Source organism: Paraburkholderia sp. A3BS-1L (assembly GCF_051125215.1).
Lineage (GTDB): Bacteria > Pseudomonadota > Gammaproteobacteria > Burkholderiales > Burkholderiaceae > Paraburkholderia.
This window is the reverse complement of record NZ_CP120443.1, coordinates 548,552-567,569: the sequence shown is the minus strand read 5'-3', so window position 1 is coordinate 567,569 and position 19,018 is coordinate 548,552. Positions and strand designations below refer to the sequence as shown.

Genomic DNA, 19,018 nt, shown 5'->3' with positions numbered 1-19,018 from the left:
AAATTCTGCCAAACAGCGCAGAATTCACTGCAACACACATCAAATCGCCTACTTTTTACGCAATTCCGGCATCACCACACGGAACGTCAGATTCACCCGCTCGCCGCCGCTCGCAGGTTCCTTGGGCACCCGGTGACGCCACTGCGCCTGCGTCTTGCCGCGCATCACGAGCAGACTGCCGCCCGCAAGCTGGAACGAGCGTGTCACACCGGTCGCGTTGTGGCGCAAGTCGAAGCGCCGCGTTGCGCCGAGGCTCAGCGAGGCAATCACGGGCTGCGGGCCGAGTTCGGGTTCGTGGTCGGCGTGCCAGCCCATGCTGTCGGTGCCGCTGCGGTAGCGGTTGAGCAGCACGCTGTTGAAGCGCACGCCGCAAAGCTCGGCAATCGCGTCGCGCAGTTCGGCCACGGCCGGCGTCCACGGCTGCGGCACATTGCGGATTCCTGAATAGATATAGATGGCGCCGGGATCGCCCTGCCATGCGGTCAAACGCGGCTGGTCGACCCAACCGCCCGGCGTACGGATGCGCTCCTGGCGCCAATCCGTTTCGGCGACGACGCGCGCAAGCCACTCGGCCGCCGCCGTGGGCGCGAGCCACGCGGGATGCCAGTCGACGTCGGGTTGCGGGGTATCGTCGAAGAGATCGAACATCAGCCTCAGGTCAACAACGCGATATAGAACACCAGCGCGCCAATGAGCGCGCCGGCGAAACAAAAGCCTTCGGGCGGTTCATCGGTCGTGCGCGAGCGCAACCACGCCCCCACCACGCCGAAGAACCCCGCGATGCCCAGCGCGACGAACACCATCACGATGTCGAATAGCGCGCTGCGGCCGAGTTCGAGGATGTCGACGCGCCGCACCGCGAAGTACAGCGCCACGGCCATGATCGACAGCACGACCATTGGCAGCATGACGTGGCTACCCTCGTAACTCACATGACGACCATGAAGCCCTTGCACGTTCGGCCTGGTAATTTTCATGACCCGTCTCCCCCAGAGCGCCCGAAACCGCACGGGCCTCGATTCGAGCATAGTCCATCGGCCAGGCCACTTCAATGAACGTTTAATAGCGTTCACGGGCCCTCGAGAAAATAGTGCGACGGCGGCCCGAGGTTGGCAATCCAGGGTTATGCCGCAGCGCCACACTCGACTCGCCGGACCGCCGTGCGTACATGGGGCGTGCGTTGCTGCAATGCGCCGAAGCCGCGCCCCGCAACGCCCCGGCACGAACCCTTCACTGCCGGTAAAATGCGACGAATGCGCGAGCGGCGCATCCGCACAAACGGTGTAGCGGGCCATGCGGAGCGCGCGGTCAGTCGCGCATTGCGGCGCAGCCGGTTTCCGCGCTTCCCGCTCCGTGGGACTGAGTTGTCCAACCTCGTTACCTGCGCAGGTTATCTGCACCGGTTGCCTGCGCCACCCATCGGCCCGACATGCCCCGACTTTCGTTTCTGCTCCGCTTCATTTCCATAGGCGTGCTATTGCACGTCTATGTCGGCTTCCGGCTGATTCCCGACCTGCCTGTGCCCGCCACGGGCAAGTGGCTCGCCACGCTGTGGCTCGTGCTCTCCGTGGCGGCGATTCCGCCCGGCATGCTCGCGCGCCGTTTCAAGCGTCAGCCGCTCGGCGACCGTCTCGCATGGACCGGCATGCTCGCGATGGGATTTTTCTCGTCGCTGCTCATGCTGACGATCGCGCGCGATCTCGTGCTCGCTTCGCTCATGACCATCGATTCGATCTGGCCTCACAGCATCGACCTCGCGCACTGGCGCACGGGCAGCGCCGCTGTTGTCGTCGCGCTCGCGTTCTGCTCGAGCGCATTTGGCTTTTTCAATGCGCGGCGTCGCGCGCGCGTGCGCGACGTCGAGGTGCCGATCCGCGGGCTGCCCGCCGCGCTCGACGGCTTCACGATCGTGCAGTTGAGCGACATCCACGTCGGGCCCACCATCAAGCACGACTATGTGGATGCAATCGTGCGCGCCGTGAACCAGCTCGACGCCGACGTGGTGGCCATCACGGGCGATGTCGTGGACGGCAGCGTGCAGCACCTCTCGAATCACACCGCGCCGCTCGGACGGCTTGTGGCGAATTACGGCGTCTATCTTGTCACGGGCAATCATGAGTACTACTCGGGAGCCGATGCGTGGGTCGCCGAGTTCCGGCGCATCGGCCTCACGGTGCTGATGAACCAGCACGTGGTGATCGAGCACGGCGGCGCGCAGCTCGTGCTCGCGGGCGTGACCGACTACACCGGAGGCAACTTCGATCCCGCGCATCGCAGCGATCCGCAGGGCGCCTTGCGCGGCGCGCCGGCCGACGTGAACACGCGCGTCCTGCTCGCCCATCAGCCGCGCACCGCGCATGCCGCCGCCGATGCGGGCTACACGCTGCAGTTGTCGGGCCATACGCACGGCGGGCAGATTTTCCCGTGGAATTTTCTCGTGCGGCTGCAGCAGCCGTTCACTGCCGGCCTCGAAAAACTCGGCGGACTGTGGGTCTACACGAGCCGCGGCACGGGCTACTGGGGGCCGCCCAAGCGGCTCGGCGCACCTTCGGAAATCACGCGCGTGCGGCTCGTCGGCGTTCGCTGAGCCTGACCGGAACACAAAGGAATTCACTGCTCATGGATGGCAACAAGCACCTCCACCAGACCGCGTTCTACCTGCTGCTCTTCGTCGTCTCGATTGCGCTGTGCTTCGTGCTCGCGCCGTTTTTCAGCACCGTGCTGTGGGGCGCGATACTCGCGCTGATCTTCCAGCCCGTGCAGCGCCGCATCGTTGCGCGCCTCGGGCGGCGGCGCAATCTCGCCGCGCTCATCACGCTGACGATCTGTCTCGTCATCGTGATCTTCCCGCTCACGCTCGTGGCGGGCACGCTGATCCAGCAGGTGAGCTACGCCTATGCGCAGGTGCGCTCGGGCAATCTCGACTTCGGTGCGTACTTCAGCCAGATCGTGCATGCGCTGCCGCAGTCGCTGCAAGGGTTGCTCGCACGCTACGACCTGATGGATCTGCCTGGCCTTCAGCAGCGCCTTTCCGCGGGCGCCGCGCAAATCAGCCAGTTCATCGCCACGCGCGCGCTGAGCGTCGGGCAAATCACGGTGCAGTTCATGGTGAGCTTTTGCGTGATGCTCTACATGTTCTTCTTTCTCGTGCGTGACGGCCGCGAGATTTCCCGGCTCGTGCGCGACGCAATTCCGCTCGACGAATCGCACAAGCAGCATCTGATCCGCAAGTTCACGACCGTGATTCGCGCGACCGTGAAGGGCAATGTGGCCGTGGCGTTCGTGCAGGGCACGCTGGGCGGTATCGCCCTCTGGGTGCTGGGGATTCAGGGCGCGCTGCTGTGGGGCTTCGTGATGATGCTGCTGTCGCTGCTGCCGGCCGTAGGCGCGGCGCTCGTGTGGGTGCCCATTGCGCTCTACTTCATCTCGACCGGCGCGCTCGCCAAAGGCATCGGCCTCACGCTGTTCGGCGTGCTCGTGATCGGCACCGTGGACAATGTGCTGCGGCCGGTGCTGGTGGGCAAGGACACGCGCCTGCCCGACTGGGTCGTGCTCATTTCCACGCTGGGCGGCATCTCGCTCATGGGCATCAACGGCTTCGTGATCGGACCGCTGATTGCCGCGCTCTTCATCAGTTGCTGGGACCTGCTGCGCCGCGACCAGCACCACCACGACGGCGTTGTCAGCCAGCCGGCGGATGACGATCCGGTCTAGCGCCAGACGTCTAACATCTAACGTCTGGCGGCGCGAAGCGCACGCGCCGCTGGCTCACGAAGACACGTGCAACGGCACCCCCGCGCGCCCCTGGCGCGCGGCATCCGATGCATCGGATGCACTACCCGCCGCATCGCCCATCGCTGCACCCGCATGCGCGGCCACCGAGAAACCAAACGTATTGACACCATTCGCACTGCGCACGAATACCGCGCCGCCGTGCATCTCGGCTACCGCCTTGACGATGGAAAGCCCGAGACCGTGGTTCTCGTGGCTATTCGAGCGCGCTTCCTGAATGCGATAGAAGCGGTCGAAAATATGTTCGCGCACTACCGGGTCGAGCGGCTCGCCAGGATTCGATACGGCGATTTCGACGTGACCGTCCTGCGGCGCGATAGTCGACTGCAGCACGGTTCCGAGCGGCGAGTGCTGGATCGCGTTCACGAACAGATTGCTCATTGCGCGGCCTATCAGCGAGGTATTGACCCACGCGCGCGCATCGCCCCTGACCTGCACGCTCAACTGCGCCTCTTCCAGTGGAATCTCCAGGAACTCCAGCATGCGCTCGACTTCGGCCCGCAGCGAAACCTCCGTGAGTTCGGTCGCGCGCTCGCCACGATCGCTGCGCGAAAGGAACAGCATGTCGTTGACGATCACACGCAATCGTTCGAATTCCTCAAGATTTGATTGCAGCGTATGCTGCAACTGCGCAACCGAGCGGTCGCGCGTGAGCGCCACCTGGGTCTGGCCAATCAGGATGCTCACGGGCGTGCGCAGTTCGTGTGCGACGTCGGCGTTGAACGATTCGAGTCGCTCGTAGGCCTTGTCGAGCCGCTCCAGCGCGCCATTGAACGAGGTGGCCAGTTCATGCAGTTCCTCGGGCAGCTCGCCGGCATGCAGCCGCTGGCGACGGTTCGAGGGACTCAGTTGCGCCGCCTCGTGGGAGAGCCGCGTAAGCGGCGCAAGACCGAAGCGCGTGACGGCGCGGCTCAGCAGCGCTACCGCGATGGTCGAAAGCACGATCAGCACGCCGAGCGCCATGCCGAAGCGCCGCAACATGCTTTCCGTGCGCATGCAATCGCTCGCCACCACGAGTTTCACTTCGGGGCGCTCGCCGTTCGCGGGCACCGTCATGCTCGTGACGATCAGGTCGTAGTTGTAGCTCGCCGGCCGCACGAGCCGATAATCCGGACCGACATCTCCGGTGACTTTGCCCGCGATGGGTGCGCCAAAGCGAAAGCGCGGATCGGCGGCGTCTACGTAGTAGTGCATGCGACTGTCCACGGGCGAAAGGTCGTGCAGTTTCTCCTGCACAAACGCCCATTTCTTCACATCCGATGCGTGCGCAACAATCAGGCCCGCGATGCGCGCCCGCGCGTCGAGCGTTTCGCGCAGCTCGTTGAAGAGCTGATGCTGCATAAGCAAAAACAGCCCCGTGCCGGTGAGCGTAAATACGATCAGCGAGACCGCCGCGAACATCGCCGAAAGCCGCAGCGAGATCGAGCGCTTCATGACACCTGGCCTCCGTCTTCGCGTGCCTCGCGCATTTCGAGCACGTAACCCATGCCGCGTATCGTATGCAGCAGCTTGGACGCGTGCGGGCCGTCGAGTTTTGCGCGCAGCCGCTTGATGGCGGTTTCCACCACATTGGCATTGCTCTCGAAATTCACGTCCCACACGAGCTCGGTGATGAGCGTCTTCGAGAGAATCTCGCCGTGCCGCCGCGCGAGCACCGAGAGCAGTTGAAACTCCTTCGCGGTGAGATCGAGCCGCACGCCGTCGCGCGTCGCGCGGCGGCTGATGAGGTCCACCTGAAGATCGCCCACGGCGACGAGCGTGGACTCCTGGACCCGCGCGCGGCGCGTGAGCGCGCGCAGACGCTCGACGAGTTCGAGAAACGAGAACGGCTTGGTCAGATAGTCGTCGGCGCCGTCGCGCAAACCATGCACACGGTCGTCCACGCGGTCGCGCGCGGTCAGCATGATCACCGGCGTGTCCTTCTTCGCGCGCACCGCGCGCAGCACGCCGAAACCGTCGAGCTTCGGCAGCATCACGTCGAGCACGATCACGTCGAAGTCGTACTCGGTCGCCATCCACGCGCCCTCTTCGCCATCCATCGCCACGTCGACAACCCAGCCCTGCTCGCTCAATCCGTTGCGCAGGTAATCCACGACCTTGCGCTCATCCTCGATCACCAATACTTTCATCGTCATCCTCCTCTTCGCGGCGCGCCGGACGGCGCTTCGCGGCAAGGGCCCGCGCTACAGGCGCCGCCGGGCACCCGCGCCAGATAAACCGTCGTAGCAGGCTGCAGACCATGAATCTGCGCCTCCTTGCGCTCGCTGGCAAGCGGCTGCTGCTGCGTGAGGCTGGCCGGATGGCGCGCATTCATCACGTCGATCACGTTCGCGACGATCGTGCGTGTCGCGCCGACGCACAGCATCACGGCGACGACGATCGCCGCGACGCACGCACGCTCGCCGGCCCGCGCACGCCCGGGTAGATCGATGTCGTGCCCGCTGCTCGCTGCTATGGCGGAAGACGATTGCTGCTCCGATTGGCTCATGTCTTCGATGGGTGACGCATGCTGCTCAGTTCACGAGCCGCAAGTGCTCGACTTCATGCATGTCGCGCGCCTGGCGCGCCTCGCGCAAACGCGCGCGCGCCGTAGCGCGCTGACGTTGCGGCACATCGCAGGCCGCAAGCGATGTTTCCTGCTCGGCCAGCACTGCCGGCACCTTCTCGCGCAGGAACTCTACGAACGTGCGGATCTTCGCGTCCAGATAGCGGCGCGAGGCATAGAGCGCGTAGATGTTGAGCTTTTGCAGACGATGCGTGGGCAGCACGCGCACGAGCGAGCCGTCGGCGAGACCCGGCAGCGCCACCGGCACCGGCAGCGGACCAATGCCCATGCCTTCGCGTATGGCAAGCGCGAGCGCTTCGGGATTGTTCACCTGGAAAGGCGTCACGCCGGTATGGCGGAACGTTTCTCCGTGCGGCCCCTCCGAGACCCATTGGCCCGCGGGCAGGCTCGCATCGGTCAGATGCAGGCAGGTGTGCGCGCCGAGATCGTCGAACGAGCGCGGCTCGCCGCGCATATCCAGATATGCAGGCGACGCGCACAGAATGGCCGCGGTGCTGCCCAGTTGCTGCGAAATCAGCGCCGAATCCCCGAGCTCGGCTGCCACCACCACCGCCACGTCGAAGCCTTCCTCGATGATGTCGGGCATCTGCTGAGCGATGGTCAAATCAACGGCGACATCGGGCAAATGCTGCTGGTAGCGCGCGATCAACGGCATTACATAATGCTGACCGAAACTCGTGCCGCCATAGACGCGCAGCTTGCCCGCCGGATTCCCCTGCGCGTCGGCCGCTTCGGATTCCGCCTGTTCGATATCGGCGAGAATGCGCCTGCAACTTTGCAGATAGCGCTCGCCCGCCTCGGTCAGCGACATGCGCCGCGTGGTGCGGTTCAACAGACGCGCGCGCAGCCGCGACTCCAGGTCCGTGACCGCGCGCGAAACCTGCGCGGTCGTCATCGACTCGCTCACTGCAGCACGCGTGAAGCTGCCCGATTCCACTACCCTCACGAAGACCCGCATATTGCGCAGCGTATCCATACGCGACTCCTGGCCCATTCCATCATCGATAGCGCCAGTCTCACTGCCAGGCCGTGACCCCATGCTGACCCGTACATGGCAGCCGCGCCAGCTTGGCAAGCCGCATTCTTCCGCGCCTGAGACATTCAGGGCCTAACGAGCGAAGACGTGCTCGCTTACGAATACATTTCGCTTTCGTTGCAGTTTTTGAAACGCTCCGCCGCGGACGACAAGAACTGTCAATTCTGGCCACGTTTCATGGACTCGACCCCATCCATGAACTAAGCTCCACTTCGTTGAGTTTCATTCTTCACACCAACGAGAGAGGTCCTCCATATGCAACACGGCATCATCGCGTGGCTCATCATCGGCGCAGTCGCTGGCTGGCTTGCCGGGCTGCTCGTCAAGGGCGGCGGCTTCGGTTTGATCGTCGATATCATTGTCGGGATCGTCGGGGCATTTATCGGCGGCTGGCTGGCGGGCCTGCTCGGGATCCACATCGGCGGCGGCATGATCAGCTCGATCATTACGGCCATTGTCGGCGCGGTCATCCTGCTCTTCATCATCAGGCTGTTCCGAAGAGCGTAGCAATTTGCGATCGCCAATAAAAAGCGGGAGCACCATCGCTGGTGCTCCCGCTTTTTTTCGCTTTGATGCTTATGCGCCGCTGGCGACGAGACCACCCGTTCGATCAGGAAGCATTGAACCGGTCTCGTTGAAGCGCAGGTGCATTTCATAGGCCCTGGCGAGATTGTGCGGCGTCTGGCCGCCGATCTTCAGCGCGTCGTCATGATAGTCGCGCAGCAGTTCGCGATAGAGCGGATGCGCGCAGCGATCGATAATCAGCTTCGCGCGCTCGCGCGGCGCGAGGCCACGCAAGTCCGCCAGGCCCTGCTCGGTGACGATCACATCCACATCGTGCTCGTTGTGGTCGACGTGTGGCACCATCGGCACGATGCTGGAGATGCGGCCGTCCTTAGCAATGGCCTTGGTTGCGAAGATCGCGCACGAGGCATTGCGTGCGAAATCGCCCGAGCCGCCAATGCCGTTCATCATGTGCGTGCCGCCCACGTGCGTGGAATTCACGTTGCCATAGATGTCGCATTCGAGCGCCGTGTTCAGCGCGATGAGTCCGAGGCGCCGAATCACTTCCGGATGGTTGCTCACTTCCTGCGGACGCAGCACGAGCTTGTCGCGATAGCGGTCGAGATCGGCGAGCACCTGAGCCTGGCGCGGCGCCGAGAGCGTCATGGACGCCCCCGAGGCGAATACCATCTTGCCAGCATCGATGAGGTCGAAGGTGGAATCCTGAAGTACTTCGGAGTACATCGTAAGCGCTTCGAATGGCGAATCCACGAAGCCCGAGAGCACCGCATTCGCGATCGTGCCGATGCCGGCCTGCAGCGGCGGCAACTGCGCACTCATGCGGCCGTGCTTCACTTCGTGTTGCAAAAACTCGATGAGGTGGCCCGCGATGCGAGCGGTTTCTTCGTCCGCCGGCAGCACGGTCGAAGGGCTGTCTGCTTCGTTCGTGATGACGATGGCGGCGATCTTCTCCGCTGGAATATCGATGATGGACGTGCCCACGCGATCGTGCGGATGCAGGATCGGCAGCGGGTCGCGATGCGGACGGCGGCCCGGAATCCACACGTCGTGCAGGCCTTCGAGCGCAAGCGGCTGGGCGAGATTGAGCTCGACGATCACCTTCTCGGCGAGAATCGCGAAGCTCGCCGAGTTGCCCACCGAGGTCGTGGGGACGATGCCGCCCGTTTCTGTGATCGCAGCGGCCTCGATGATCGCGAGATCGAGCTTGCCGAGCAGGTTCGCGCGCAGCATCTCAACGGTCTCGGAGAGGTGCTGATCGACGAACATGACTTCGCCGCGATTGATGGCGCGGCGCAGTGTGGTGTCCACCTGGAACGGCAAGCGGCGCTCGAGCACACCGGCTTCGGTCAGCATGCGGTCCACGTCATGACCGAGCGAGGCGCCCGTCATCAGCGTGATGCGCAGCGGCTCCTGCTCTTCGCGCGCGCGGCGCGCCAGCTCGATGGGCACGGCCTTCGTGTCGCCTGCGCGCGTGAAGCCGCTCGCGCCGACACGCATGCCGTTGCGCACGAGTTTTGCCGCCTCGGCAGCCGAAGTGATTTTCCCGCGCAACGCGGCACAACGAATACGGTCTTCGTACATCAAAGTCTCCACTAACTACCGGAAATGCCACGTGCCCTTCGCAGGTCTCGTTTCGGTGGCGTTGCTTTACGGCTTCTGCAATACCCTTTTGCAGCCACCATGCGCAAAGCCGCGGAACCTCATGCGAAGGCGCCGCGGCAAGGAATTCAAGCTAGCGCCTCGCTCATTCATGGCGGGCAGTCACTCGATCTCAGCTACCGAAATAGAGGTTGCAAAAGCTGGCCGGACCGACGCATTCGTCTTTCTTTGCCGGCTTTGCGATCTGATTGACAGGCTGCGCTGCGCTTTGCGCGGCCTGTTGAGGGACGCTCGCGTCCGATGCTGCATTCTGTGCAAAGGCGGAGGCGGCGGCGAACAACGAACAGGCAACAACAGCGAACTTCAGGGACTTCATTTCACTCTCCAGTGCTAACGGTTACTGCGAAGCAGCGATGTGACTATATGACTCGGATCCGGAACGATTAAGAGGTCGAGATGGAAGGCATATTTCCAGACTGCAGCAAGATCGCGTACCTGCCGTCCAGATTGCTGGTTCAAGGTGTTTTTGTGTGGAATGAGCGACGGGAACGACGGCCGCGTGCCTGGCGCGCGAGCGCGGCCAATGGTGCATCGCGGTCGATGAGCGCGCTGTGAATGAAATGCAGATGGCTCAGGATCCGCTGCGCGTCGTGCCTGCGCTCACGATCATGGCGAACGCCCGGAAGCGCTTCCTGAGTGATCCGGGTGGCCGCTCGCACCGATGCAAGCGCACGCTTCAGCGGCGCGGCGCCCGGGTCCTCGAAAAGGCGCGCAATATCGTCGAGCACCTGGTCGAGGCCCGCTTGCCATCCGCGCCCGGCCATATCGAGCCACGTGGCGCGTTGCGCCTCGTGTCGCAAATCGATCACGGCATGCCCCACCTCGAGCGTGATCAGCATCCAGCGCAACGCGCGCCGGTGTGCCTGCTTGCGGCCATTGAGCAGCAGCCGCAACTGGTGCATCAGGTCGTGCGTGCCCGACTGGAACTGCTGGCCGAGGCCCTGCAGCTCGCCACGGCAGGCGAGCTGAACCTGAGCGCGCAACGCCACGCACATGCGCTCGACGAGCCAACTCATGTGCGGCGGAAAAACCACGGCAAACGCAAGCGCGGCCACGATCATCGCCAGCACGACCGCGACCCCGTTATTGATCAGCAGATCGGGCGTATAGACGATGACGTTGTCGGGACCGGCGAGCAGGCAGAGAAACACCGAGAATCCGACGCCGAAGCCAGCGATGCACGGACGCGTCGCAAAGTACGCTCCCAGTGCTAGCAACGGCGCGAGCGCGACGCAAAGCAGTGGAAAGCCATCGACGTTTGGATACACGTAGCAGGTGAGCAGATAGCCGACGAGCGCGGCGCAGCCCGCGCCCGCCGCCATCTGAAACGCCATGCGCGTGGCGCGCGGCGCCGACGATGTGAGCGCGCAGGTGAGCGCGGCGGCGATCATCGCGAGGCCGCCACTCGGCCAGTCAGTCTCCACCCAGAACCAGCCGAGCGCCGCCACCACCACTGCCGTGCGCATGAAGGTGAATCCCACCACGTACCAGCTCGTACGCGGCACATAGCGCGTCATGCGCGGCTCGGGCGGCAGACCTGCCTGCGTGAGCGACGCCCACGTACTGCTATAACGGGCTATTTCAGCCGTGAAGCGGTAGATCAGCTCAGCGGAGCTGTCGAAGTCTTGCAGCGCATCGGGCGCGCCCGTTTCAAGCGGCCGCCGTGTTTCGCGCACGCGGCGTGGCAGTGTGCGCATGAACGACGCAAGGTCTTGCTCGATACGCAATGCGTATGCACGATCGGCTTCGCCCTGACGAGGACGTTGCGCAAGCAGCGCCGCAAGCTCGCTGAAATACGGCGTAAGTGGTGCGATGGCTTCGTTATTCTTGCGCAGACGCCGTTTCAACTGCCGCAGCGCGTGCAGGCGCGCGCAGACGTCCATGAACTCGCCGTTCAGACGCGCGAGCAACTGGCTGTGCGCGCGCATCGTCGGATCCTCAAAAAATGAGAAAGCGCGCGTGGCCTCGAAGCCAACGATCTCATCGACGAGTCTCGCGAATCGCCCTTCAAACACGCCTCTTTCCAGACTGCCGGACAACACAAGCGCAGCGAACGCAGTAAAATCGATATAGCGAGCGCGTAAAGTGCGCTCGAGCAGCGAGCCCGATTGCCGGGGCACGATAACGGCGCTGACCATCCCCGAGCAAAGGATTCCCACGGCCACTTCGGCTCCGCGCCCAAGCGCCGCGAGAAACAGCCCATTGGGCTGCGTCACGAGCGGAATGCCGATCAGCGCCGCGGTATAGCCTGCCAGCACGAAAGCGTACCAACGAAAATGACGATTACGCATCGCGGCTGCGGTACACGCGGCCACCCACCCTGTCATCCCGAGTATGTAGAGCTCGGGTTGCTGGATAAAGACGGCCCCCAGCACCACCGCTGCGACCATGCCTACCGCGGTGCCCACGATGCGGTAGACGCTCTTCGCGAACACCATGCCGGAAAGCGGTTGCATCAACACGAACACAGTCGTCATTGCAATGCGCGGTTGGGGCAAATCGAGCCGCATCGCAATGCCCAAGGCAAGCAATCCCGCCATGACTGTTTTCAGCAGATGCAGCCAGATCGCGCCATGGCTGCCCTGCCAGTCTCTCAGGCCGCGCCGTGCGGCTCGCCATATGATTTCGCCGCGGCGACGCGGGGCAATCGCTCGATGTATCGCTGGCTGGCGGTTCATTTAAAACAGCGCGCTACGCTCGGATTGTTACGAAGAATGCCGTCGCGAATTGAGTCGGCAGGCGCCGATTGTAGGAGCCTCAGTTGAGCGAATTAACGGGACGGGCGGGGAACATCCGTTCCAGATCACTCAACAATGCCGGCGTCCGCGAGGCGGACAATATCGTTTTCGTGTCAAACAAGAAGTTCTCGAAGAAGGTCTGATGGATACGCTACAAAATATGCGGGTGTTTGTCCGCGTTGTCGAAGCCGGCAGTTTCACCGCCGCGGCTCAGTCGCTCGATTCGACCACCGGTGCGATGTCGCGCGCGGTCTCGGAACTGGAAGCGCATTTGCGCACGCGCCTGCTGAACCGCTCGACGCGCCGGCTCGCACTCACGCCCGCCGGCGAACGCTATCTGAAACGCTGCTCGCAGATTCTCGCGGACGTGGACAGCGCCGAGGAAGAAGCCAGTTGCGCCCACGAGCGTCCTGCTGGCGCATTGCGTATGCACAGCTTCGCGAGCATCGGGCAACAGTACGTGCTGCCCGCGATCTCGCGCTATCGCGCCTTGCACCCTGAAGTGACGGTCGAGCTTACGCTTTCGCAGCGCATGCCCGATCTGTTCGAGGGCAGCAGTGATGTATCGGTGGTGACCGCAGCTTCGCTGCCGAACTCCGATCTCGTCTCGCACCAACTAGGTTCGTCGTGCAGCATCCTGTGTGCGTCGCCTGCTTATGTGCATACGCACGGTGCGCCGCGCACGCCTGCGGACCTCGCGCATCATGACTGCCTGATTCTCAAGACGCCGACCGCGCCCGCACATGAATGGGTGCTCGAAGGCCCGGAAGGCAGCGTCGAGATGCAGGTGGACGGACCTGTTCAGGTGAACATCGCCGAGTCGCTTGCAGTGGCGATCCGTGAGGGAATGGGCATTGGCATGTTGCCGGTGTATGCGGCAATAGAGGGATTGCGCAACGGCACGCTCGTGCGTGTGCTGCCCCAGCACATCCTGCAGAAGAACCACGTGTATGCGCTGTATCCGTCACGCAAATTCGTGGATGCAAAGACCAAGACTTGGGTGGAATTCCTGCGTGCGCATCTCCCGCAGGTGATCGCTCGCGATATGGCATTGCTCGAGGAACTCACGCGGGAACAGCTTGCCGATGCTGCCGCAATTTCGACCCCCGATGCGCAATCCGCAGCGCATCCGACTAAAGCGGTGCATTGAAGCGCCGTTTTTCGGCATGGTGATTCGAATGCCGTATGCAAAACAGCCGTCCATGCGACGGCTGTTTTTCTATTTTCCACGCACGCAAACGCCAGAACCCCGGCGCTCATTCGGAGTCACCGGGGTTCTGGACATACTGCATGAGGAGCCTGACGATTACCTACTTTCACACGGGCAATCCGCACTATCATCGGCGTGGAGCTGTTTCACGGTCCTGTTCGGGATGGGAAGGGGTGGGACCAGCTCGCTATGGTCATCAGGCATGACGGGTTGCTGCGTCGCACGGGTTTGGGTGAACCTGGCGCCACAGCCAATCGGGAAGAAGCGTAAAGAGGTGCTGTTTCTTGGGGTTGTGTTGTTTCCGGCACAACACCGATCTCTCAACCTGCGCGTCCTTCACTCCACACCGGGAGGAAGACACACCTGTTATAGGATCAAGCCTTACGGGCAATTAGTATCAGTTAGCTTAACGCATTACTGCGCTTCCACACCTGACCTATCAACGTCCTGGTCTCGAACGACCCTTCAAGGGGATCAAGTCCCCGGGGAAGTCTCATCTTGAGGCGAGTTTCCCGCTTAGATGCTTTCAGCGGTTATCTCTTCCGAACATAGCTACCCGGCAATGCCACTGGCGTGACAACCGGTACACCAGAGGTTCGTCCACTCCGGTCCTCTCGTACTAGGAGCAGGCCCCCTCAAACTTCCAGCGCCCACGGCAGATAGGGACCAAACTGTCTCACGACGTTTTAAACCCAGCTCACGTACCTCTTTAAATGGCGAACAGCCATACCCTTGGGACCGGCTACAGCCCCAGGATGAGATGAGCCGACATCGAGGTGCCAAACACCGCCGTCGATATGAACTCTTGGGCGGTATCAGCCTGTTATCCCCAGAGTACCTTTTATCCGTTGAGCGATGGCCCTTCCATACAGAACCACCGGATCACTATGACCTGCTTTCGCACCTGCTCGACTTGTCAGTCTCGCAGTCAAGCACGCTTATGCCATTGCACTATCAGCACGATTTCCGACCGTACCTAGCGTACCTTCGTACTCCTCCGTTACACTTTGGGAGGAGACCGCCCCAGTCAAACTGCCTACCATGCACTGTCCCCGACCCGGATCACGGGCCAAGGTTAGAACCTCAAACAGATCAGGGTGGTATTTCAAGGACGGCTCCATGCAGACTGGCGTCCACACTTCACAGCCTCCCACCTATCCTACACAAACCGGTTCAAAGTCCAATGCAAAGCTACAGTAAAGGTTCATGGGGTCTTTCCGTCTAGCCGCGGGGAGATTGCATCATCACAAACACTTCAACTTCGCTGAGTCTCGGGAGGAGACAGTGTGGCCATCGTTACGCCATTCGTGCAGGTCGGAACTTACCCGACAAGGAATTTCGCTACCTTAGGACCGTTATAGTTACGGCCGCCGTTTACCGGGACTTCAATCAAGAGCTTGCACCCCATCATTTAATCTTCCGGCACCGGGCAGGCGTCACACCCTATACGTCCACTTTCGTGTTTGCAGAGTGCTGTGTTTTTATTAAACAGTCGCAGCCACCAGTTTATTGCAACCCCTTCACCCTCGGAGCGCAGGCTCCTCAAGCTACCAGGGCGTACCTTATCCCGAAGTTACGGTACCAATTTGCCGAGTTCCTTCTCCCGAGTTCTCTCAAGCGCCTTAGAATACTCATCTCGCCCACCTGTGTCGGTTTGCGGTACGGTTAATGTTGAACTGAAGCTTAGAGGCTTTTCCTGGAACCCCTTCCAGTTGCTTCGCTTCCGAAGAAGCTCGCGCCACACCCTTGAATTACGCGCCCGGATTTGCCAAAGCGCCTTCTCCAATGCAGCGACCGGGACTTCCAACACCCGGACAACCTTCCGCGATCCGTCCCCCCATCGCATTCAACACTAGTGCAGGAATATTGACCTGCTTCCCATCAGCTACGCATTTCTGCCTCGCCTTAGGGGCCGACTCACCCTACGCCGATGAACGTTGCGTAGGAAACCTTGGGCTTACGGCGAGGGGGCCTTTCACCCCCTTTATCGCTACTCATGTCAGCATTCGCACTTCTGATACCTCCAGCACACTTTCCAGTGCACCTTCGCAGGCTTACAGAACGCTCTCCTACCATGCACATAAATGTGCATCCGCAGCTTCGGTATATGGCTTAGCCCCGTTACATCTTCCGCGCAGGACGACTCGATCAGTGAGCTATTACGCTTTCTTTAAAGGGTGGCTGCTTCTAAGCCAACCTCCTGACTGTTTTAGCCTTCCCACTTCGTTTCCCACTTAGCCATATTTGGGGACCTTAGCTGGCGGTCTGGGTTGTTTCCCTCTTGACACCGGACGTTAGCACCCGATGTCTGTCTCCCGTGATTGCACTCTTCGGTATTCGGAGTTTGCTATGGCGACGTAATCCGCAATGGACCCATCAACCATGACAGTGCTCTACCCCCGAAGGTGATACACGAGGCACTACCTAAATAGTTTTCGGAGAGAACCAGCTATTTCCAGGTTTGTTTAGCCTTTCACCCCTATCCACAGCTCATCCCCTAACTTTTCAACGTTAGTGGGTTCGGTCCTCCAGCACGTGTTACCGTGCCTTCAACCTGGCCATGGATAGATCACCTGGTTTCGGGTCTACACCCAGCGACTAATCGCCCTGTTCGGACTCGCTTTCGCTACGCCTGCCCTATTCGGTTAAGCTTGCCACTGAATGTAAGTCGCTGACCCATTATACAAAAGGTACGCCGTCACCCCTTGCGAGGCTCCGACTGTTTGTATGCATGCGGTTTCAGGATCTGTTTCACTCCCCTCCCGGGGTTCTTTTCGCCTTTCCCTCACGGTACTGGTTCACTATCGGTCGATCACGAGTATTTAGCCTTGGAGGATGGTCCCCCCATCTTCAGACAGGATTTCACGTGTCCCGCCCTACTTGTCGCATCCCTAGTTCTTCCATTCCGTTTTCGTCTACAGGGCTATCACCTGCTATGGCCGCACTTTCCAGAGCGTTCGACTAACGGTACAGATAAAGAATGCAGGCTGATCCCATTTCGCTCGCCACTACTCTGGGAATCTCGGTTGATTTCTTTTCCTGCGGCTACTTAGATGTTTCAGTTCGCCGCGTTCGCTTCACGTGACCTATGTATTCAGTCACGGATACTCCATTCGGAGTGGGTTTCCCCATTCGGACATCTCCGGATCAAAGCTTGTTTGCCAGCTCCCCGGAGCTTTTCGCAGGCTACCGCGTCCTTCATCGCCTGTGATCGCCAAGGCATCCACCACATGCACTTGTTCGCTTGACCCTATAACGGGTGCGTCTCTCGACTCACTCGCTACAGGCTGAGTTTTCGCGTTGTGCCGTATTCCAAAGCCCTCTTTCGAGGAACTTAAAAATACATCGATACAATCACAACCCTGATTCACCTACTCCACACCCATCTCTAAGTGTGTTTCAGATAAATCTCTTTACTACTTCTTCCTGATTGTTAAAGAACGACAGCCGATACGTTTTCACATACCGCTCTGACTGGCTCAATCGCCAATGCAAAACTCCCTGCATTTAACTGCTCCTGCAGGATGCTGTGCATTAGGGATTGGTGGAGGATGACGGGATCGAACCGACGACCCCCTGCTTGCAAAGCAGGTGCTCTCCCAGCTGAGCTAATCCCCCAGTCATGCATACTCAAGGGGGTTACCAGTCAGCCACCGCGCAGACAAATTGGTGGGTCTGGATGGATTCGAACCATCGACCCCCGCCTTATCAAGACGGTGCTCTAACCGACTGAGCTACAGACCCCTGAGTCTGTCTTTTCTACAGCCGACAAGTGTGAGCGCTTCAATGAACTTCGCAATGAGCTCTGGAAAGGAGGTGATCCAGCCGCACCTTCCGATACGGCTACCTTGTTACGACTTCACCCCAGTCATGAATCCTGCCGTGGTGACCGTCCTCCTTGCGGTTAGACTAGCCACTTCTGGCAAAACCCACTCCCATGGTGTGACGGGCGGTGTGTACAAGACCCGGGAACGTATTCACCGCGGCATGCTGATCCGCGATTACTAGCGATTCCAGCTTCACGCAGTCGAGTTGCAGACTGCGATCCGGACTACGATCGGTTTTCTGGGATTGGCTCCACCTCGCGGCTTGGCAACCCTCTGTTCCGACCATTGTATGACGTGTGAAGCCCTACCCATAAGGGCCATGAGGACTTGACGTCATCCCCACCTTCCTCCGGTTTGTCACCGGCAGTCTCCCCGGAGTGCTCTTGCGTAGCAACTGGGGACAAGGGTTGCGCTCGTTGCGGGACTTAACCCAACATCTCACGACACGAGCTGACGACAGCCATGCAGCACCTGTGTGACGGCTCCCTTTCGGGCACTCCCGGCTCTCACCAGGATTCCGTCCATGTCAAGGGTAGGTAAGGTTTTTCGCGTTGCATCGAATTAATCCACATCATCCACCGCTTGTGCGGGTCCCCGTCAATTCCTTTGAGTTTTAATCTTGCGACCGTACTCCCCAGGCGGTCAACTTCACGCGTTAGCTACGTTACCAAGCCAATGAAGGCCCGACAACCAGTTGACATCGTTTAGGGCGTGGACTACCAGGGTATCTAATCCTGTTTGCTCCCCACGCTTTCGTGCATGAGCGTCAGTATTGGCCCAGGGGGCTGCCTTCGCCATCGGTATTCCTCCACATCTCTACGCATTTCACTGCTACACGTGGAATTCTACCCCCCTCTGCCATACTCTAGCGATGCAGTCACCAATGCAGTTCCCAGGTTAAGCCCGGGGATTTCACATCGGTCTTGCATCACCGCCTGCGCACGCTTTACGCCCAGTAATTCCGATTAACGCTTGCACCCTACGTATTACCGCGGCTGCTGGCACGTAGTTAGCCGGTGCTTATTCTTCCGGTACCGTCATCCCCCCGGGGTATTAACCCAGAGGTTTTCTTTCCGGACAAAAGTGCTTTACAACCCGAAGGCCTTCTTCACACACGCGGCATTGCTGGATCAGGCTTGCGCCCATTGTCCAAAATTCCCCACTGCTGCCTCCCGTAGGAGTCTGGGCCGTGTCTCAGTCCCAGTGTGGCTGGTCGTCCTCTCAGACCAGCTACGGATCGTCGCCTTGGTGAGCCTTTACCCCACCAACTAGCTAATCCGCCATCGGCCACCCCAATAGCGCGAGGTCTTGCGATCCCCCGCTTTCATCCTAAGATCGTATGCGGTATTAATCCGGCTTTCGCCGGGCTATCCCCCACTACTGGACATGTTCCGATGTATTACTCACCCGTTCGCCACTCGCCACCAGGTGCAAGCACCCGTGCTGCCGTTCGACTTGCATGTGTAAGGCATGCCGCCAGCGTTCAATCTGAGCCAGGATCAAACTCTTCAGTTCAATACCTGTTACTGTTTTCTGTCCCTCTCGAGACAGGTCGCTCACTCAAAGCTGACAGGTTCTGAATAAATTCAAAAACCTGACTTACTTTTGTGTGAGACTCTTGATACTTTCGCTACTCCCGGTCATCCCCGAAAGAATCACCAGGTC

At 60.7% G+C, this 19,018-nt stretch carries 13 protein-coding genes, 2 tRNA genes and 3 rRNA genes; 4 read left to right on the top strand and 14 right to left on the bottom strand.

The window, feature by feature from the left end:
• Positions 1-48: 48 nt before the first annotated feature.
• Both P5W99_RS17745 and P5W99_RS17740 read right to left on the bottom strand, forming a co-directional pair.
• Positions 49-648, bottom strand: a complete 600-nt coding sequence (locus tag P5W99_RS17745) for an alpha-ketoglutarate-dependent dioxygenase AlkB family protein (RefSeq protein WP_421026490.1) — start codon at positions 646-648, stop codon at positions 49-51.
• Positions 649-653: 5 nt separating this feature from the next.
• Complete coding sequence (locus tag P5W99_RS17740; protein ID WP_421026489.1) at positions 654-977, bottom strand: hypothetical protein; 324 nt, start codon at positions 975-977, stop codon at positions 654-656.
• A 452-nt stretch (positions 978-1,429) separates the two neighbouring features.
• Between P5W99_RS17740 and P5W99_RS17735 the strand changes: the two genes are divergently transcribed.
• Together P5W99_RS17735 and P5W99_RS17730 are read left to right on the top strand one after the other, a co-directional pair.
• Entirely contained in the window at positions 1,430-2,587 is a 1,158-nt protein-coding gene (locus P5W99_RS17735; RefSeq protein ID WP_421026488.1) for a metallophosphoesterase, read from the top strand.
• 32 nt (positions 2,588-2,619) lie between these two features.
• Positions 2,620-3,714, top strand: a complete 1,095-nt coding sequence (locus P5W99_RS17730) for an AI-2E family transporter (RefSeq protein WP_421026487.1) — start codon at positions 2,620-2,622, stop codon at positions 3,712-3,714.
• Between the two features lie 54 nt (positions 3,715-3,768).
• On the opposite strand, the gene P5W99_RS17725 is transcribed toward P5W99_RS17730, so the two are convergent.
• The 4 genes from P5W99_RS17725 to P5W99_RS17710 are packed head-to-tail and all read right to left on the bottom strand — an operon-like array spanning position 3,769 to position 7,334.
• Entirely contained in the window at positions 3,769-5,226 is a 1,458-nt protein-coding gene (locus P5W99_RS17725) for a heavy metal sensor histidine kinase (RefSeq protein WP_421026486.1), read from the bottom strand.
• Positions 5,223-5,921 carry a heavy metal response regulator transcription factor gene (locus P5W99_RS17720; RefSeq protein ID WP_421026485.1) on the bottom strand — a complete coding sequence of 233 codons (699 nt, stop codon included), beginning with the start codon at positions 5,919-5,921 and terminating at the stop codon, positions 5,223-5,225. Before P5W99_RS17720 ends, P5W99_RS17725 begins: the two co-directional genes overlap by 4 nt.
• A 2-nt stretch (positions 5,922-5,923) precedes the next feature.
• A complete protein-coding gene (locus tag P5W99_RS17715; protein WP_421026484.1) occupies positions 5,924-6,280 on the bottom strand; it encodes a hypothetical protein in 357 nt (118 codons plus the stop codon).
• 25 nt (positions 6,281-6,305) lie between these two features.
• Positions 6,306-7,334 carry a LysR family transcriptional regulator gene (locus P5W99_RS17710; protein ID WP_421045593.1) on the bottom strand — a complete coding sequence of 343 codons (1,029 nt, stop codon included), beginning with the start codon at positions 7,332-7,334 and terminating at the stop codon, positions 6,306-6,308.
• Positions 7,335-7,649: 315 nt separating this feature from the next.
• Here P5W99_RS17710 and P5W99_RS17705 point away from each other — a divergent pair, with 315 nt between their 5' ends.
• Positions 7,650-7,901 (top strand): GlsB/YeaQ/YmgE family stress response membrane protein, encoded by a 252-nt coding sequence (locus P5W99_RS17705; RefSeq protein ID WP_035533039.1) that lies wholly within the window; start codon positions 7,650-7,652, stop codon positions 7,899-7,901.
• Between the two features lie 69 nt (positions 7,902-7,970).
• Here the strand turns inward: P5W99_RS17705 and P5W99_RS17700 are convergent, their stop codons facing one another.
• From P5W99_RS17700 to P5W99_RS17690, 3 genes are all read right to left on the bottom strand, one after another.
• Positions 7,971-9,500 carry an acetyl-CoA hydrolase/transferase family protein gene (locus tag P5W99_RS17700; RefSeq protein WP_421026482.1) on the bottom strand — a complete coding sequence of 510 codons (1,530 nt, stop codon included), beginning with the start codon at positions 9,498-9,500 and terminating at the stop codon, positions 7,971-7,973.
• Positions 9,501-9,690: 190 nt separating this feature from the next.
• The gene (locus P5W99_RS17695; protein WP_421026481.1) at positions 9,691-9,894 is read right to left on the bottom strand and encodes a hypothetical protein; all 204 of its coding nucleotides are present in this window, start codon (positions 9,892-9,894) and stop codon (positions 9,691-9,693) included.
• Between the two features lie 139 nt (positions 9,895-10,033).
• Entirely contained in the window at positions 10,034-12,256 is a 2,223-nt protein-coding gene (locus tag P5W99_RS17690; protein ID WP_434664039.1) for an FUSC family protein, read from the bottom strand.
• A gap of 202 nt (positions 12,257-12,458) precedes the next feature.
• Between P5W99_RS17690 and P5W99_RS17685 the strand changes: the two genes are divergently transcribed.
• Positions 12,459-13,466: a LysR family transcriptional regulator gene (locus P5W99_RS17685; RefSeq protein WP_421026479.1), complete on the top strand. Its 1,008-nt coding sequence runs from the start codon at positions 12,459-12,461 to the stop codon at positions 13,464-13,466.
• A 147-nt stretch (positions 13,467-13,613) separates the two neighbouring features.
• Here the strand turns inward: P5W99_RS17685 and rrf are convergent.
• The 5 genes from rrf to P5W99_RS17660 form a co-directional block, all read right to left on the bottom strand.
• Positions 13,614-13,727: ribosomal RNA gene (gene rrf / locus P5W99_RS17680) — 5S ribosomal RNA — on the bottom strand.
• Positions 13,728-13,896: 169 nt separating this feature from the next.
• Positions 13,897-16,776 (bottom strand): 23S ribosomal RNA (locus P5W99_RS17675).
• A 292-nt stretch (positions 16,777-17,068) separates the two neighbouring features.
• Positions 17,069-17,144 (bottom strand) — tRNA-Ala (locus tag P5W99_RS17670).
• A 49-nt stretch (positions 17,145-17,193) separates the two neighbouring features.
• Positions 17,194-17,270: transfer RNA gene (locus P5W99_RS17665), tRNA-Ile, on the bottom strand.
• Between the two features lie 65 nt (positions 17,271-17,335).
• Positions 17,336-18,868 (bottom strand): 16S ribosomal RNA (locus P5W99_RS17660).
• The 16S, 23S and 5S rRNA genes sit together here with 2 tRNA genes alongside, the layout of an rRNA operon.
• Positions 18,869-19,018: the final 150 nt, after the last annotated feature.

Bases quoted from the DNA above. Each gene is read 5' to 3' on its own strand.
- P5W99_RS17740 (WP_421026489.1), bottom strand. From the start codon at position 977: ATGAAAATTACCAGGCCGAACGTGCAAGGGCTTCATGGTCGTCATGTG.
- P5W99_RS17725 (WP_421026486.1), bottom strand. From the start codon at position 5,226: ATGAAGCGCTCGATCTCGCTGCGGCTTTCGGCGATGTTCGCGGCGGTC.
- P5W99_RS17685 (WP_421026479.1), top strand. From the start codon at position 12,459: ATGGATACGCTACAAAATATGCGGGTGTTTGTCCGCGTTGTCGAAGCC.
- P5W99_RS17710 (WP_421045593.1), bottom strand. From the start codon at position 7,334: ATGGATACGCTGCGCAATATGCGGGTCTTCGTGAGGGTAGTGGAATCG.
- P5W99_RS17690 (WP_434664039.1), bottom strand. From the start codon at position 12,256: ATGAACCGCCAGCCAGCGATACATCGAGCGATTGCCCCGCGTCGCCGC.
- P5W99_RS17730 (WP_421026487.1), top strand. From the start codon at position 2,620: ATGGATGGCAACAAGCACCTCCACCAGACCGCGTTCTACCTGCTGCTC.
- P5W99_RS17715 (WP_421026484.1), bottom strand. From the start codon at position 6,280: ATGAGCCAATCGGAGCAGCAATCGTCTTCCGCCATAGCAGCGAGCAGC.
- P5W99_RS17700 (WP_421026482.1), bottom strand. From the start codon at position 9,500: ATGTACGAAGACCGTATTCGTTGTGCCGCGTTGCGCGGGAAAATCACT.
- P5W99_RS17705 (WP_035533039.1), top strand. From the start codon at position 7,650: ATGCAACACGGCATCATCGCGTGGCTCATCATCGGCGCAGTCGCTGGC.
- P5W99_RS17745 (WP_421026490.1), bottom strand. From the start codon at position 648: ATGTTCGATCTCTTCGACGATACCCCGCAACCCGACGTCGACTGGCAT.
- P5W99_RS17735 (WP_421026488.1), top strand. From the start codon at position 1,430: ATGCCCCGACTTTCGTTTCTGCTCCGCTTCATTTCCATAGGCGTGCTA.
- P5W99_RS17695 (WP_421026481.1), bottom strand. From the start codon at position 9,894: ATGAAGTCCCTGAAGTTCGCTGTTGTTGCCTGTTCGTTGTTCGCCGCC.
- P5W99_RS17720 (WP_421026485.1), bottom strand. From the start codon at position 5,921: ATGAAAGTATTGGTGATCGAGGATGAGCGCAAGGTCGTGGATTACCTG.